Source organism: Paracoccus aestuariivivens (assembly GCF_009711225.1).
GTDB classification, from domain to species: domain Bacteria; phylum Pseudomonadota; class Alphaproteobacteria; order Rhodobacterales; family Rhodobacteraceae; genus Paracoccus; species Paracoccus aestuariivivens.
On the sequence record NZ_WMIE01000010.1, the window covers coordinates 56114 to 71125 of the forward strand.

Consider the following 15012-nt stretch of genomic DNA (forward strand, 5'->3'; position numbering starts at 1 on the left):
GCCTCCGGAAGACAAGTTCAGAAAAGTTGCCGCCAACTTGTCAGGTTGGCGTATCAGGACATATCGGTTTTTACGGTACGATCGAATTTTGCTGCCAAGACATGGCATTTAGGCCGCAAGCAGCCGGTTGAGCCGTTTTCGGCGTCAAAGCCGGATTCTAGCTGAAGCCCAATGCCGCCGACGCAGCGTGGCTGGCATCCAGCAGCAGCCGCACATATTCGGGTTTCCGGCTTTCATCGAAGCGCACAAGGGGAAAGGCGATGCTGATCGCGGCGACGGATTTTCCGGTATGATCCAGAACCGGCGCGGCCATGCAGCGGACACCTGCCTCGCTTTCCTCGAGTTCTTCGGCATAACCCAAAGCGCGGGCCTGACGAAGTTGGGCGAGCAGGTCTTCGGGATCGGTGATCGTCCGCGGGGCAAGCTTGCGCAGGTCCATTTTCTGCAGGCGTTCGCGGATTTCGTCCTCATCCCGAAAGGCCAGAAGCGCCTTGCCAAGCGAGGTCGAGTGCAGCGGGTTTCGTTTACCCAGAGTGGATTGCATCGACAGATTATAGGCCGAATCGTATTTGTGGATATAGGCGACGCGTTGGTCGAAATCGTCCATGACGCCAAGATTGATCGACTCGCCTGTGGCGCGGGACAGCTTGCCCATCTCGCGGTCGGCGGCGCGAAGCAGGTCTTCCTGACCGCGGAGGGTACGGGCCCCCAGTGCGAATAATTTGAGGGTCAGCCCGTATTTCTCGGTCTCGGGCTCCTGCTCGACATAGCCAAGATCGACCATCGTCTGCAAAAGCCGGTGGGCGGTTGTCTTGGAGGTCATCGCTTTCTGGGCGATGTCCGCAAGGCTTGCCCGCCGCTCGGCGGCAAGGGATTCCAATACGGAAAACACCTTCAGCACGGCGGCGGCGTTCTCGGTCTTTTGCGGGATGTTGGGCATGACGACCGTTCAATAAAATAAGGAACTACATTCTGAAATTATGCTGATGACCTGTCAAGCGGGTCTGGATATTTATGAAAATAACGTAATAATAATATATTATGGTAATTTTGATCATTCGTAACTACCCCATTGATTTTCGGAACGGACTATGTTTCCTTGATTTCCGAAACGCCGTTCCGAAAATTTGAACGGTTGGGAGGAGATCGCCATGCACCCGCTTCTGCGGCAGAAAGACCGCTTCATCGCCCGTGACGAAGTGACCGGCCTTATCGACCGTCTGGCCGACAACCTGATCAACATCACCGACGAGACCGGCGAGTTCCTGCTGCGCCTTGAAGACGGGCGCGTCATCGACACCAAAGGCTGGGCCGGTTGGGAATGGACCCACGGCATCGGTCTGTACGGGTTGCTGAAATACTGGCAACTGACCGGAAGCGACAAGGCCATGTCGATCATCCGCGATTGGTTCGATGCGCGTCTGCGCGAGGGGACGCCGACCAAGAATATCAATACCGTCGCGCCGTTCCTGACGCTTGCCTGCTTGTACGAGCGCGACCGCAACCCGCAATGGGAGCCCTATCTTGATGCATGGGCCGAATGGGTCATGCACGAGATGCCGCGCACCCGCGAAGGCGGCTTGCAGCATATCGTTTACAACAGCGTGAACGATCAGCAGCTTTGGGACGACACGCTGATGATGAGCGTGATGCCTTTGGCCAAGATCGGGGTTGTGCTGAACCGCCCGCATTATGTCGAGGAAGCCAAGTACCAGTTCCTGCTGCATGCGCAGTATCTGGCCGATACGACGACGGGCCTGTGGTACCACGGCTGGACCTTCGACGGGGACCACAACTTTGCCAAGGCGCTTTGGGCGCGCGGCAATAGCTGGATCACCATCGCGATCCCGGAATTCATCGAGTTGTTGGATCTGCCGGAAACCGATCCGGTCCGTCGGCATCTGCAATCGCTTCTGAACCGTCAGGCGGCGACCCTGCGCGACACGCAGGACGAAAGCGGGCTATGGCATACGCTGATTGACGATCCGTCAAGCTATCTGGAAAGCTCGGCCGCGGCCGGTTTTGCCTATGGTCTGCTGAAAGGCGTGCGCAAGCGCTACCTTCCGGCCGAGTTCGGCCCTGTGGCCGAGCGTGCTATTCGCGGCGTGATCGAAAATATCAGTCCCGAGGGCGAGTTACAGAACGTCTCGTTCGGCACGGCCATGGGCAGCGATCTGGACTACTACCGGCAGATCAAGCGTACCTCGATGCCTTACGGGCAGGCGATGGCGATGTTCGCGCTGGCCGAATATCTGCGGAGCTACATCTAGCCCGCGCAATGTCTTCTGGGGAGGTAAAGACATGAATGCACGAATGATCCTTGGCGGCGTCGCCGCAATCGCCTTGATGGCGGGCGCAGCGCATGCCGAGACCCTGCGTTTCGGCTATGCGCAAAACGCCACGCCCACCGTCGAGGCGATGCAGAAATTCGCCGAACTGGTCAGCGCCAAGACCAATGGCGATGTCACCGTCCAGTTTTTCCCGGACGGCCAGCTTGGCGGTGAACGCGAGATGGTCGAGATGGTGCAGGGCGGAGCCTTGGACATGACCAAGGTTTCGGGCGGGCTGCTGGAAAGTTTCGCGCCGATCTACGGCACGTTCACGCTGCCCTATCTGTTCGACGATCAGGTCCATTTCTACAAGGCGATGGACAATGCCGAGATCATGGGTCCGGTCTATGCCTCGACTAGCGACAAGAAGTTCGTTGGCCTGACCTATTTCAACTCGGGTGCGCGGAATTTCTACACCGTCAAGGCTCCGATCGAAAAGGTCGAGGATCTGAAGGGTCTGAAAATCCGCGTTCTGCAAAGTCCGACCGCGATCCGTACCGTCGAACTGCTGGGCGCTACACCGGTGGCGATGGGGCAGGCCGAGGTCTATACCTCGCTGCAACAGGGCGTGCTGGACGGGGCCGAGAACAACGAGTTCGCGCTGACCATCGCCCGTCACGCCGAGGTCGCCAAGCATTACAGCTATGACGGCCACACGCGCATTCCGGATATCCTGCTGATCGGGACCGCGACGCTGGACCGCCTGACCGATGAACAGCGCGCCGCGGTTCAGGAAGCTGCCAAAGAAGCGACCGAATTCCACAAAGGCGTGTGGGATATCTCGGTCGAGGATGCCCGCAAGCAATCCGCCGACCAGTTCGCCGTTCAGTTCCACCAGCCCGATATCGCGCCGTTCCGAGCTGCCGTCGCTCCGATCTATGACGAGCAGTCGCCCGAGGCCAAGGCTCTGGTCACGGCGATCCAGGGGGCCAAGTGATGCAATCATTGCGTCGCGGGCTGGACCTAGTGCTGGGTTTCGTCTGTTGCAGCCTTCTTGCCGGGCTGGTTCTTGTTCTGGCCTGGCAGGTCTTCAGCCGCTACGCAATGAACGCTCCCTCGTCCTATTCCGAGGAAGTCCTGCGCTACGGCGTGATCTGGATGTCGCTTCTGGGCGCGGCCTATGCCACAGGCAAAGGTAGCCATATGAGCGTCGATCTGTTGCGTGACCGCCTGTCCCTTCGGGGCAGGCTGCGGCTTGACGGGCTGATCTCGGTGGCGTTCGTGCTGTTTGCGGGTATCGTCCTTATCTGGGGCGGTATGCGCGGCGTGTCGATCGCCCATGCCCAGACCAGCGCCGTCATGCGTATTCCGATGAGCTGGGTCTATCTGTCGCTGCCGGTTTCCGGAGCCCTGATGGTTCTTTACAGCCTGCTGAACCTCGCCGACCTGAGCCAAGGCAGATCGCATCATGCCGATCTGGAGGCGCAGGCCGAGAAGATGGGAGAATAACCTATGGCCGGTCCTGCCAGCCTTATCCTGATTTCCGTCTTCGGCGTTCTGACCCTGCTGGGTATTCCGCTGGCGATTGCCATCACCGCCGCCGCACTGGCCGCCGTCATGCTGGTTGTGCCGCTGGACATGGCGCTGTTCACCTCGGCGCAAAAGATGCTGGCCAGCCTCGACAGCTTTTCGCTGCTTGCCGTGCCGTTTTTCATCCTGTCCGGGGTGATCATGAACTCGGGCGGGATTGCGGTCCGGTTGGTCGATTTCGCCAAACTGATCGCGGGGCGCATCCCCGGATCGCTGGCGCAGACCAATATCGCGGGCAACATGCTGTTCGGCTCGATCTCGGGCTCGGCCATCGCCGCCTCGACCTCGATCGGGGGCGTCATGGTCCCGATGCAGAAGCGCGAAGGCTATGATCCGGGCTTTGCCGCTGCCGTGAACATCGCCTCGGCCCCGACGGGGATGCTGATCCCGCCATCGACCGCGTTCATCATCTACTCGCTGATTTCCGGCGGCGCCTCGATCGCGGCGCTGTTTCTGGGCGGAGCCGTTGCCGGTGTCGTCTGGGGCGTATCCATGATGATACTTACCGGTTTCATCGCGAAGAAACGCGGCTGGCCCGTCGCCCCTCGGATCGGCCTGTCCGAAGCGATCCAAGTGGTCATCCGCGCCATCCCCAGCCTGATGCTGATCGTCTTTATTCTTGGCGGCATCATGATGGGCGTGGTCACGGCGGTCGAGGCGTCCGGCATCGCGGTGATCTACACCATGCTTCTGGCCTTCGTGATCCACCGCACCATGCCAATCAACGCCCTGCCGCGCTTCCTGATGGAGACGGTCCATATGACCGGAACCATCATGCTGTTGCTGGCGGCATCGGCGGCCCTGAGCTTCGCGATGGCCTTTACCGGCATTCCCGCCGCTGTCACCAGCCTGATCCTGTCGATCTCGGATGACCCGATCATGGTCATGCTGATCGTCAATATCCTGCTGCTGGTGGTTGGCTGCTTCATGGATATGGGGCCAGCGATCCTGATCTTTACCCCGATCCTGCTGCCGATTGCGCAAAAGGTCGGCTACGATCCGGTGCATTTCGGGATCATCATGATCTTCAACCTTGCCATCGGCACGATCACGCCTCCGGTCGGGACGGGGTTGTTCGTCGGCGCAGGTGTGGCGCGGGTCAGAGTGGAAACGGCCGTCAAGGCGCTGGGGCCGTTCTATCTGCTGTTGTTCGCGATCCTGATGCTTGTGACCTATTGGCCCGGTCTGACGATGTGGCTGCCCCGGTATTTCGGTCTGTGAACCAGATGCCCGAACCCCGTCAAGGGTTCGGGCGTTGCAATCTGTCGTCAAGCACCGAAGTTGCAATGGCCCACATCAGAGAACGGTCAGTGCCTTGCGCCGCAGCTTGCCGAAGCCGTCGCGTGGCAGGGCTTCGACAAAACGCCACTCCTTCGGAATCTCCTCGGGACTAAGGTGCTGGCGAGCGAAGGCGACCAGTTCGGTCTCGGCCAGACTTGTCCCGTCGCGGGGAACCACCGCTGCCGTGACCCGTTGGCCCCACTCGCGGTCATCGACGCCAAATACTGCCACATCCGTCAGTTGCGGGTGACGCAGTAAGGACGCCTCGATGGCTTCGGGGTGCAATTTGACGCCACCGCTGTTGATCACGTCATCGCAGCGCCCCGCCAGATACAGGTAGCCGTCCGCATCCAGCCAGCCGAAGTCCCCGATGCTTTGATAGCCGTCGGCATCGCGTCTCGGGGTCGGAGCATCGGGGCCGGTGTAATCGCTACGGCCCTGTGGATCGTCCGGACGCATGAAGATCTCGCCAGGGGTGCCTGTGGGCAGCAAACGGCCCTCGGGCGAGTAGATCCGGATATCTGTTTCGAAGCCTTGCCCGACCGTGCCTCGACGCTGCAACCATTCCGCGCCGCCGATGACCGTCTGGCCGGTATTCTCGCCCGAGCCATACATTTCCGAAACGCGGTCCGGCCCGACGCGGTCGATCCATGCCTGCTTGAGCCAAGCGGGACAGGGCGCGCCGGTATGGTAAAGCATGTGCAGGCTGGACATTGCCGCAGGTTTTTGTGTGTCCGTGTCCAGCATCCGCACCATCATCGTCGGAACCAGCATGACAAAGCCGACGCCATATTCATCAATGGCCCGCAAGGCGCGGTCAGCGTCGAATTTCTCCATCAGGACCAGCGTATTGCCCTCGAACAACCCGTTCTGCGCCCAGGTGAACGGGGCGTTGTGCGACATTGCCCCGCAGACCAGTTGCACCTGATCGGCGCGAAAGCCCAAAGCGGGGGCAATGTTTCCCCAGCTTCTCCCCGGTACCCGCATGAACGGGCGGCTGTCGCACATCAGCTTGGGCAAGCCGGTCGAGCCTCCGGACATGACGATCTTGCCGGGACACGGGATCAGGTCAGGCAGCAATGCAGCGTCCCCAACCTGACCCTGCTCTATCAGCCGTTGCAGAGATATATCCCCGATATCGTCATGTTGCCCGACGATCAACCGCGCCCCGCTGCGTGATTTCAGCGATGCGGCGGCTTGGAGGGTGATCGCGGGGTCCAAGACCAGCGTCGTCGCCCCAAGTCGCCAGATTGCCAATGCAAGGGCCAGATGCTCGACGACATTGCCAAGGGCAAAGCCCACGACCTCGCCTTGTCCGACGCGATGCGCTGACAGGGCGTGGGCAAGGGATTCGACCAGACCGTCCAGCTCGGCCCATGATACCGACCGTTCGGACCCGTCGCGGGCGAGGAAGCGGACGGCTTCGGCCGCGCCGCGCTTGGCGGCGAGGTCACGTAGACGCGCAGAGTAGCTGATCTGGTCGGCGGTCATCGAGGGCTCCTTGGGATCAGATTTCTTCGATCCGGATTTCTTGCGCACCTTCCCAAAGCACCTTGGGTCCGATGGCTGCAAGCTTGTCGAGGTTCGAGGTCAGCGTCATGAAGTGGTTGCCCGCCAATTGACCAAGTTTTGACGCGAAATGCACGCCGCCATAGGCCAGCAGGATCTCGGTTTCGCTGATGCCGCCGGGATAAAGGATGAAATGACCGGGGGCCGGATAGCTGGTGTGGTTTTCGTAGCCCAAGCCGAAATCCTCGTCGCCAAGGGGTACCCAGACGCCCTCGCCGCTCCAGCGGACATGGACCACCTTGCTGGTATAGGGCAGTTGCTTGCGGAAGGCGGCGACGGTTTTCGGAGCTGCGTCTTCGAACTTCGCGTCGAACTCGATACCCGCGATGGTAACTTTCAGATTGGCCATGATTTTTCCTTATTCGATTAGACCGAACATGCGCGGCAGGAACAGCGACACGTCCGAGATGTAGGTGACGGCGAGAAGTACGATGAACATTGCAAGCAGCGGCATCCCCAGCCTGCGGGTGACCTGCATCACTGTGCGGCCCGCCACGCTGGAGGCCACGAACAACGACACCCCGTAGGGCGGCGTCACCGTGCCGATGGCGAAGTTCATGATCACGACCAGCGAGAAGTGGATCGGATCAATCCCAAGCTGATTGGCAATCGGGGCGAGGACAGGGACAAGGATCAGGATTGCGGCAATGGTCTCCATGAACATGCCGACGAATAGCAGAAGCACGTTCACGATCAGCAGGAACACCACCGGACTGCTGGAAACCGAGATCAGCCATTCCCCCAGCATTTGCGGCACCTGAGCGTTGGCGATCAGCCATGAGAACACGCTGGCCGTGCCGATGATCAGCATTACGGCTGCCGAAAGCGAGACCGTCCGCAGGATCAGGGCCGGCAATTGTCTGGGCGTAAGTTCGCGGTAGACGAAGACGCCGATCAGTAGCCCGTAGAACGCCGAGACGGCGGCGGCTTCCGTGGGGGTGAAGGCTCCGCCAAGAATGCCGCCAAGGATCAGAACCGGCATGCCTGCGGCGGGCAGGGCTGCCCAACCGGTGCGGATCAGACGCGACACGGTGAACGGCTCGGTTTCGCGGTAGGTCTCGCCGCCCTTGCGGGCAAAGACATAGGCGCAGACCATCAGCAGGAAAATACACAGAAATCCCGGTACGATCCCCGCGACGAACAACGCGCCGATGGAAACATTCGAGACGACCGCAAGAATGACCATAGTCAGGCTGGGCGGAATGACTTGCGCCAGCGAGCCCGCACAGGCGATCAATGCCGCCCCGAAATCGACATCATAGCCACGGCGGCGCAATTGCGGTTGCATAATCGCCGAGATCGCTGCCGTATCCGCCGAACCAGAGCCGGAAATCGCCGCCAGACCGGCTGCGGCTACGCAGGACACCTGATATAGGCTGCCGACGATCCAACCGATCAGCGCCGAGGCAAAAGCCACGATCCGCCGCGAAATACCACCGGCATCCATAATGACGCCCGCGAAAACGAAGAACGGGATCGCCATCAGTGTAAAGGTGTTCAGTCCAGCGAAAACGCGTTGACTGACGATTGTGACCGGTACGTCGGTCGTCGTGACCAGCGCCAGAACCGCCGAGGCGCCCAGAACGAACACGACCGGCACGCCCATGGCCAACAGGGCGATGAATGCAACTGCAATGACCAGCATCAGATGGCCTCCTCGTCTGTTTCGGCCTGTGGCGGAGGAAAGGGATCGTCCCAGCGCTGGATCACCGACAGGATCAGTTCAAGAACCATGTAGGCCGCGCCGATCGGCAGGCAGGCATACATATATTTCATCGGCATCCGTAGGGACGGCGAGGTCTGGAATTCGCCCAGCTTGAGCAGCGGCAGGCTACCCCAAGCCAGAACCGCAAGGAACGTCCCCGAAACCAGCGCGATCCCGATCAGTGCGACGCGGGCGGCCGGCAAGGACAGTTTTGCGGGCAGGATGTCGATGGCGACATGCTGGCCACGCGACAGCGCGACGCCCGCACCCAGCAGCACCAGCCAGATCTGGCAGAAGGTCGCGATCTCGGCGGCCTGAGCGATCGAGAAGTTCAGAAAATAGCGGCCTGCCACCTGCACCAATACTGCCGCCAGCATCACCGAGAACAGCAAGACAACGAGGGCCGAGACAATGGTGCGCAGCACAAGACAGACGCGCTCAATCGCGGAAATCATGGGAAGCTCGCTTTCATGGCCCGGCAGCTTGCGCGACCGGGCCGATATCCGTGTGGGTTATTGAACCTTGCCGATCAGTTCGAAAAGCTGCTTCTGGGCATCGGACTGGACGTAGTTCTGCTTGATGCCCTCGGCGGCTTCGCGGAACGGTTTGTCATCGGGATGGCTGATGGTGACCCCTGCTGCTTCGATATCGGCGACACGGGCGGCATCGCTATCGCGGTAGGCTGCGCGCTGGAAGCGGCCGGCCTCGAGACCGGCGGCATCTACTGCGGCTTTCACGTCATCGGGTAGTTTCTGATAGGCTGCCTCACCCATGATGACCGGAGCAACCAGCTCCAGCCAACCGATCATGGTCCAGTCGGGAGCGACCTCGTAGAATTTCTGGGCGTAGAAGTTGGTATTCGCGGCTTCGGCCCCGTCGACGACGCCAGTTTCAAGCGCGCCGTAAAGTTCGGTATAGGCCATCGGCGTCGGGTTCGCGCCGAACGCCTTGAACGTATCGACATGCGCAGGGTTCTGCATGGTGCGGATCTTGAGACCATCCAGATCGGACATTTGCGCGATCGGTTTCTTGGTCATGATGTGGCGCGTTCCGGCCGAAAAGAACGTGACAAGGTGGAAGCCCTTGTCCTTCAGGATGTCCTGCACCTCGGCGACGACGGCAGGATCTTCCAGCGCGCGGTCCATTTGTTGCGCGTCCTTGAACAGGAAGGGAAGGCTGAACACCGACAGGTCGGGTGCGAAGTTGGCCAGCGTTTCATTGGCGGTCACTGCCAGATCGACCGTGCCGATTTGCGTGCCTTGAATGCTTTCCATCTCGTCGCCCAAGGTGGCGTTGTCAAAGACCTGTATCGTGGCCTTGCCGCCGCTTTTCTCTTTCAGCAGTTCGTCCATCTTGCGCATGCCGACGCCGTAAGGCTCGTCCGCATTGGCGTTATGGCTGGCTTTGAAGGTGATCTCCTGCGCAAAGGCGGGCGACAGCGGGGTTGCTGCAAGTGCAAGGCACAAAGCTAGGTTTGTCAGTTTCATGGTCGTCTTCCCTGTTGGTTGTTTTCTTGTTCAGTTCAGAAGCTTCAGATCGCCCAGAATGGCGCGAAGCCGGGTCTCGGCCGCTGCGGGCAGGGGCAGGCGTGGCGGGCGTGGATCGCCCATAGGGCGACCGATCATGCGCATCGCTGCCTTTGTCGCCGAAACATAAAGATCGCCCGCCAACGCGTTGATCAGGGGCAGGCTTTCGACATATAGTGCGCGGCCTTTGTCCGGATCGCCGTCAACTGTTTCGGAAAAGGTCCGCGCCGACAGTGCGGGCGCGATGTTCGACATGACCGAGCTGTAACCCTCGGCGCCGGCCAGATAGCTTTCCCACGGATAGTAGCCGGCAAAAACCGTCATCCGGCCCTGACACAGATCCAGCAGTTCGGTCACGCGATGGACGTTTTTCGAGGTGTCCTTGATGTAGCTGATATTGTCGACTTCGCTGAGTTTCGCGACCGTCGCCGCCGACAGATCGACATTGGCGGTGAAGGGGTTGTTGTACAGCATCACCGGGATCGAGATCGCCTCGGCGACCTTGGTGAAATGGCTGATCAACTCAGGCTCGGTCGGTGAGGAATAATAGGGCGGGACCAGCATCACACCGTCTGCGCCCAAAGCTTCGGCCTCTCGGCTGAGCGAGACAGCCTCATCGGTCCATTCGGCAGCCGTTCCGATCAGCACCGGCACACGTCCCGCGGTCTGGTCGATGACGGCTTCCGCGACAGCGGTCCGCTCGTCCCGCGTCAGGGACAGGAACTCTCCGGTGCTGCCCAGCGGGATCAGCCCGTGCACACCCTCGTCAATCTGCCAATCCACATAGCTGCGAAGCGCCGCCAGATCGACCTGACCCTGATCGTCAAAGGGCGTCACGCAGACGGTATAGCTGCCGCGAAATTTCATCCTGTTACCTTCCGGTCGCAATATATCCAAAATGGTTGATTTGAGATTTGATATGATCAGATAATGTGTCAACTGAAACCTGATAGATCGCATCCGCGCATTCAGCCCATAAGGAAGAACGTCATATGCCCTTCATCGAAATAACCGACTCTGGTCCGGCCCAGGAAATACGGGAAATTGCCACCCGGACCATGACCGATAGTCTGTGTCAGTCCTTTGCGATCAAGCCCGAAATCGTCACCTGCTATTATAATTCGGCCCCCGACTATTCCTACGGACATGCCGGAAAACACGGCAAATACGCCGATACTTTCCGCATTTTCATAAAAGTGCATGCCTTTGAGAGATCCGCCTCTGCCAAGGGACAGGCGGCGCGGTTAATGACCCAGGCTGTGGCTGAGGCTTATGGCATCGAGCCCAAGAACATCATCATCTACTTCATGGACCGCGCCCCGCAGGATGCCTTTCATGCCGGGATTCCGTCGGCCTGAGTAGCCGGTCAAGCAAGATCAATAATCGGATAATGGAGATAACATTGGATCAAATCATAACGGATGAGCAGCGCATGGTGCGCGACACCGCCCGCAAGCTCAGCGACGAGGTGATCGCACCCGTAGCCGCCCGAATCGACCATGATGACGTCTTCCCGCGCGACATCTATCTGGCCATGGCCGAATTGGGGCTGTTCGGGGTTGCCCTGCCCGAGGATGCTGGCGGCGCGGGCATGGATGCCGTGACCGCCTGCATCGTGATGGAGGAAATCGCGCGTGGTTCGGGCGCGGTCGGCAACGCCTTCGCCATTCCGGTCGAAGCAGCGCTGTTTCTGAACCATCACGGCTCCGAGCAGCATAAAAAGCTGATTCCCGGCATCCTTGATGGCAGCGTGATTTCGGCGACCGCAGTGACCGAACCCGATCATGGCTCGGATGTCGCCAGTATGAGAACGATTGCCCGACGCGAGGGTGATGAGTTTGTCATCACCGGATCAAAGGCATGGGTCACGTTCGGACAGGTCGCCGATGTGATCATGGTTTTTGCCAAGACCGATCCCGATGACGGTCACAAGGGTATTTCATGCATTCTGGTCGAAACCGATCGCGCTGGCGTACATCGCGGTAAATCCGAAGAATTGTTGGGGATGCACGGTCTGGCCGAATGCATGATCGCCTTTGACAATGTCCGCGTTCCGGTCGGCAATCTGATCGGTCCGGAAAACGGCGCATTCAAGATGGCGATGGAGAATTTCAACTTCTCGCGGCTGATGATGTCGTCGATGGCGCTTGGCATGGCGCAGGCCGCGATGGAGGACGCGATTTCCTACGCACATGACCGCAAGCAATTCGGCAAACCGATCTTCGAGTTTCAGGCCATCCAGTTCATGATTGCGGATATGGCCAAGGATATCGCCGCCGCCCGCTTGCTGATCCATCACGCCGCGAAGCTTTACGATCTGGGCCAGCCCATCGCGCTTGAGGCCGCGCAGGCCAAGTTGTTCACCACCGACATGGCGCAGGTGCATATCTCGAACGCATTGCAGATCCATGGAGGCAATGGCTACTCGCGCGAATTCCGCATCGAACGGCTTTTCCGTGACGTCCGCCTTAGCCAGATCTATGAAGGCACAAATCAGATCCAGCGCATGATCATCGCGCGGCAAGTCGGAAAGATGTACGCATGAACCTGTTTTATGAAGATGTTGAAACGGGTGCGAATTTCCGCACGGGAACGCATCGGATCACCAAGGACGATATCGTCGATTTCTGTCGCCTGACGCGCGATCACCACCCACTTCACACCGACGATGGTTATGCCCGTGAAGCTGGCTTTCCGGGTGTCATCGCGCATGGGCTTTATGGTTTGTCGCTGATGGAGGGGTTGAAGACCGAGTTGCATCTGTATGACGAAAGCTCGATCGCTTCGTTGGGATGGGACAAGGTGCGCTTTCTCAAGCCGCTGCTGGCCGGGGACGAGGTTCATGTCGAAATGGATTTCACGGCCAAGCGTGAAAGCAAGGGCCGCGGTGTGGTGACCGAAGCCATCCGCCTGATGCGCGGAACCGAGACGGTCATCGACGCCGAGCATGTTTCCCTGATCCGCAAGCGGGGTTGATATGGGTGAGCCGTTGGACGTTGCGGAAAACTCGGCCGATCAGGCGACCCGCCTGATCCGCGAAGCCATTCTGTCGGGGCAGATCAGCCCCGGCGAGCGCCTGAAAACGGCCGAACTCGCGCAGCGTCTGGGATTTTCGACCATGCCGCTGCGCGAGGCGTTGCGGAAACTGGAAGGGGAAGGTCTGGTCGAGATCGAACCGAACCGCGGCGCGACCGTACGCAAGCTGGATCGGGCCTATATCTCGGACCTGTTCGAGTTGAACACCGACCTGCGGATCTGCGCCGTCAAGCGTGCCATTCCCCTGCTGACGCTGGAACGCATCCGCTCGCTAGAGGCACTGGCTCAGGAATATCGCGATCATATCGCGGGTGGGCAGGATCTTGAAGCGATCCGCGTTAATCGCGATTTCAACGCCAAGCTGGTCGAATTTGGCGGCAACCGCGAGGCGCTTCGGGTCTTTCTGCGCGGCTGGGATATCATTTTCGCCTTCCGGCGGGGATATGGATACGGCACCGGTCGCCGGCGCGTCATGGCCGAAGAAATGCAGCTTCTGATCGAAGCACTCCGCCGCCACGATGCAGTGGCAGCGGAGGCAATCTTGCGGATGCAGAATGCGGCGATGATGGAGGATCTGGTCTCGCGGATCGCTCCCGAGGTCTAGGCGGTAAAGGCTGCGCTCAACCCGCGATCAATATATGTGCCGATGTCGGTCGTGCCGGTAATCGCGCCATTAGCCATGATGGTTTGGCCGCGCAGAATGGTTCGGACCGGCCAGCCGGTGACCTGCATTCCTTCATACGGGGTGTAGTCGCAGTCGTGATGCATCAGCGACTGCGAGATCGTCACCTGCCGCTGCGGGTCCCATAGGGTCAGGTCGGCATCCGCGCCAATCGCGATGGTGCCTTTTTGCGGATACATCCCGAACAGTTTTGCGGGGTTCGTCGCGGTCAACGCAACGAAGCGCTCGGGGGTGATCCGGCCCTTGACGATTCCTTCGGAAAACAGGATCGGCAGGCGGGTTTCTATTCCCGGTATCCCGTTCGGCACCCAGCGGAACGATGTGCGCGCGCCTTCGACCGATTTTCCCTTTGGATCATCGAAGCGGAAGGGGCAGTGGTCGGACGAGAAGATGTCGAATGTCCCGTCGCGCAGCCCTTCCCAGATGGCTTTCTGGCTGTCGGTATCGCGAGGCGGCGGCGAGCAGACATATTTCGCCCCCTCGAAATCCATGTTCAGACCTTTCAGGTTGTTCGCGGTCAGGGCGATATATTGAGGGCAGGTTTCGGCATATAGCTTGCGCCCGCGCCGTTTGGCCCATTGGATCTGTTCCATCGGCTCGCGACCCGAGACGTGGACGATCATGATCGGAACATCGGTCAATTCGGCATGGCTGATGGCGCGATGGGTGGCTTCGCGCTCGACGCTTTCGGGGCGGCTCTCGGCATGGAAATAGGGGGCGGTGTGACCGGCTTCCTCGAGACGGCGGGTCATATAGCGGATCGCGTCATAGCCTTCGGCATGGACCATGACCATGGCCTTTTCGCGCCGCGCCACATCGAAAACATCCAGAAGCTGGGCGTCGTTCAGAACCATGTCGTCATAGGTCATGAAGACCTTGAACGAAGTGTAGCCGGCTTTCACCAGTGCGGGAAGTTCCTGCCCCAGAACCTGCGGCGTCGGATCGGTGATGATGATATGGAACGAGCAATCGACATGGCATTTGTCCTTGGCTGCGGCATGGTACGCATCGACCACCTCGCGCAGCGACTGGCCTTTCTGCTGCAGGGCAAAGGGCATGACCGTCGTCGTGCCGCCCGCCGCAGCCGAGCGCGTGCCGCTTTCAAACCCGTCCGCCATCACGACATTCGGACCCTGCGGCTGTTCCAGATGAACATGGGCGTCGATACCGCCCGGCATCACCCATAGGCCGGTCGCGTCGATTTCTTCATGTGCGGGGCCGACATCCTCGGCGATGGTGATGATGCGTCCGTTCCGGATGCCGATTTGGGCGATATAGCGGTCGCCAGCGGTGATGATGGTCGCGTTGCGGATGGCCGTATCTAGCATGTGTCGTCCCTTCTGGATTGCGGCG

Annotated in this window: 16 protein-coding genes; 8 read left to right on the forward strand and 8 right to left on the reverse strand. The window is 59.9% G+C overall.

The features are described 5' to 3' along the window. Positions 1-157: 157 nt before the first annotated feature. Positions 158-940: a DNA-binding transcriptional regulator KdgR gene (gene kdgR, locus GL286_RS15180; protein WP_155096428.1), complete on the reverse strand. Its 783-nt coding sequence runs from the start codon at positions 938-940 to the stop codon at positions 158-160. Positions 941-1151: 211 nt separating this feature from the next. On the opposite strand from kdgR, the gene bglB reads away from it, so the two are divergent. Genes bglB through GL286_RS15200 form a run of 4 tightly spaced genes read left to right on the forward strand, consistent with a single transcriptional unit; the run spans position 1152 to position 5081 of the window. Continuing rightward, entirely contained in the window at positions 1152-2270 is a 1119-nt protein-coding gene (bglB, locus tag GL286_RS15185) for a beta-galactosidase BglB (RefSeq protein WP_155096429.1), read from the forward strand. 31 nt (positions 2271-2301) lie between these two features. Beyond that, positions 2302-3267, forward strand: coding sequence for a TRAP transporter substrate-binding protein (locus GL286_RS15190; RefSeq protein ID WP_155096430.1), 966 nt, complete (start codon positions 2302-2304; stop codon positions 3265-3267). Further along, positions 3267-3779 carry a TRAP transporter small permease gene (locus GL286_RS15195; protein WP_155096431.1) on the forward strand — a complete coding sequence of 171 codons (513 nt, stop codon included), beginning with the start codon at positions 3267-3269 and terminating at the stop codon, positions 3777-3779. The genes GL286_RS15190 and GL286_RS15195 overlap by 1 nt, the downstream gene beginning before the upstream one ends. 3 nt (positions 3780-3782) lie before the next feature. After that, positions 3783-5081 carry a TRAP transporter large permease gene (locus GL286_RS15200; RefSeq protein WP_155096432.1) on the forward strand — a complete coding sequence of 433 codons (1299 nt, stop codon included), beginning with the start codon at positions 3783-3785 and terminating at the stop codon, positions 5079-5081. A gap of 75 nt (positions 5082-5156) precedes the next feature. Here the strand turns inward: GL286_RS15200 and GL286_RS15205 are convergent, their stop codons facing one another. The 6 genes from GL286_RS15205 to dapA are packed head-to-tail and all read right to left on the reverse strand — an operon-like array spanning position 5157 to position 10808. Next, the gene (locus tag GL286_RS15205) at positions 5157-6632 is read right to left on the reverse strand and encodes a class I adenylate-forming enzyme family protein (protein ID WP_155096433.1); all 1476 of its coding nucleotides are present in this window, start codon (positions 6630-6632) and stop codon (positions 5157-5159) included. Positions 6633-6648: 16 nt separating this feature from the next. Beyond that, positions 6649-7059: a DUF3830 family protein gene (locus GL286_RS15210; RefSeq protein WP_155096434.1), complete on the reverse strand. Its 411-nt coding sequence runs from the start codon at positions 7057-7059 to the stop codon at positions 6649-6651. Between the two features lie 9 nt (positions 7060-7068). Continuing rightward, a complete protein-coding gene (locus GL286_RS15215) occupies positions 7069-8355 on the reverse strand; it encodes a TRAP transporter large permease (RefSeq protein WP_155096435.1) in 1287 nt (428 codons plus the stop codon). Continuing rightward, positions 8355-8870 carry a TRAP transporter small permease gene (locus tag GL286_RS15220; protein ID WP_155096436.1) on the reverse strand — a complete coding sequence of 172 codons (516 nt, stop codon included), beginning with the start codon at positions 8868-8870 and terminating at the stop codon, positions 8355-8357. Before GL286_RS15220 ends, GL286_RS15215 begins: the two co-directional genes overlap by 1 nt. Before the next feature lie 57 nt (positions 8871-8927). Then, a complete protein-coding gene (locus GL286_RS15225) occupies positions 8928-9902 on the reverse strand; it encodes a TRAP transporter substrate-binding protein (RefSeq protein WP_155096437.1) in 975 nt (324 codons plus the stop codon). Between the two features lie 30 nt (positions 9903-9932). Next, on the reverse strand, positions 9933-10808 hold the full coding sequence (gene dapA, locus GL286_RS15230) for a 4-hydroxy-tetrahydrodipicolinate synthase (protein ID WP_155096438.1): 876 nt from the start codon (positions 10806-10808) through the stop codon (positions 9933-9935). A gap of 125 nt (positions 10809-10933) precedes the next feature. Here dapA and GL286_RS15235 point away from each other — a divergent pair, with 125 nt between their 5' ends. From GL286_RS15235 to GL286_RS15250, 4 genes are read left to right on the forward strand one after another with little or no spacing between them, the layout of a single operon-like run. Continuing rightward, entirely contained in the window at positions 10934-11299 is a 366-nt protein-coding gene (locus GL286_RS15235; protein ID WP_155096439.1) for a hypothetical protein, read from the forward strand. Between the two features lie 44 nt (positions 11300-11343). Beyond that, entirely contained in the window at positions 11344-12486 is a 1143-nt protein-coding gene (locus tag GL286_RS15240; protein WP_155096440.1) for an acyl-CoA dehydrogenase family protein, read from the forward strand. Further along, positions 12483-12917, forward strand: coding sequence for a MaoC family dehydratase (locus tag GL286_RS15245; protein ID WP_155096441.1), 435 nt, complete (start codon positions 12483-12485; stop codon positions 12915-12917). Before GL286_RS15240 ends, GL286_RS15245 begins: the two co-directional genes overlap by 4 nt. A 1-nt stretch (position 12918) precedes the next feature. Further along, positions 12919-13581 carry a GntR family transcriptional regulator gene (locus GL286_RS15250; RefSeq protein WP_155096442.1) on the forward strand — a complete coding sequence of 221 codons (663 nt, stop codon included), beginning with the start codon at positions 12919-12921 and terminating at the stop codon, positions 13579-13581. On the opposite strand, the gene hydA is transcribed toward GL286_RS15250, so the two are convergent. Further along, the gene (gene hydA, locus GL286_RS15255; protein ID WP_155096443.1) at positions 13578-14987 is read right to left on the reverse strand and encodes a dihydropyrimidinase; all 1410 of its coding nucleotides are present in this window, start codon (positions 14985-14987) and stop codon (positions 13578-13580) included. The genes GL286_RS15250 and hydA overlap by 4 nt on opposite strands. Positions 14988-15012 lie beyond the last annotated feature (25 nt).

Coding starts and splice junctions, on each gene's coding strand:
- kdgR (WP_155096428.1), bottom strand. CDS start 940: ATGCCCAACATCCCGCAAAAGACCGAGAACGCCGCCGCCGTGCTGAAG.
- bglB (WP_155096429.1), top strand. CDS start 1,152: ATGCACCCGCTTCTGCGGCAGAAAGACCGCTTCATCGCCCGTGACGAA.
- GL286_RS15190 (WP_155096430.1), top strand. CDS start 2,302: ATGAATGCACGAATGATCCTTGGCGGCGTCGCCGCAATCGCCTTGATG.
- GL286_RS15195 (WP_155096431.1), top strand. CDS start 3,267: ATGCAATCATTGCGTCGCGGGCTGGACCTAGTGCTGGGTTTCGTCTGT.
- GL286_RS15200 (WP_155096432.1), top strand. CDS start 3,783: ATGGCCGGTCCTGCCAGCCTTATCCTGATTTCCGTCTTCGGCGTTCTG.
- GL286_RS15205 (WP_155096433.1), bottom strand. CDS start 6,632: ATGACCGCCGACCAGATCAGCTACTCTGCGCGTCTACGTGACCTCGCC.
- GL286_RS15210 (WP_155096434.1), bottom strand. CDS start 7,059: ATGGCCAATCTGAAAGTTACCATCGCGGGTATCGAGTTCGACGCGAAG.
- GL286_RS15215 (WP_155096435.1), bottom strand. CDS start 8,355: ATGCTGGTCATTGCAGTTGCATTCATCGCCCTGTTGGCCATGGGCGTG.
- GL286_RS15220 (WP_155096436.1), bottom strand. CDS start 8,870: ATGATTTCCGCGATTGAGCGCGTCTGTCTTGTGCTGCGCACCATTGTC.
- GL286_RS15225 (WP_155096437.1), bottom strand. CDS start 9,902: ATGAAACTGACAAACCTAGCTTTGTGCCTTGCACTTGCAGCAACCCCG.
- dapA (WP_155096438.1), bottom strand. CDS start 10,808: ATGAAATTTCGCGGCAGCTATACCGTCTGCGTGACGCCCTTTGACGAT.
- GL286_RS15235 (WP_155096439.1), top strand. CDS start 10,934: ATGCCCTTCATCGAAATAACCGACTCTGGTCCGGCCCAGGAAATACGG.
- GL286_RS15245 (WP_155096441.1), top strand. CDS start 12,483: ATGAACCTGTTTTATGAAGATGTTGAAACGGGTGCGAATTTCCGCACG.
- GL286_RS15250 (WP_155096442.1), top strand. CDS start 12,919: ATGGGTGAGCCGTTGGACGTTGCGGAAAACTCGGCCGATCAGGCGACC.
- hydA (WP_155096443.1), bottom strand. CDS start 14,987: ATGCTAGATACGGCCATCCGCAACGCGACCATCATCACCGCTGGCGAC.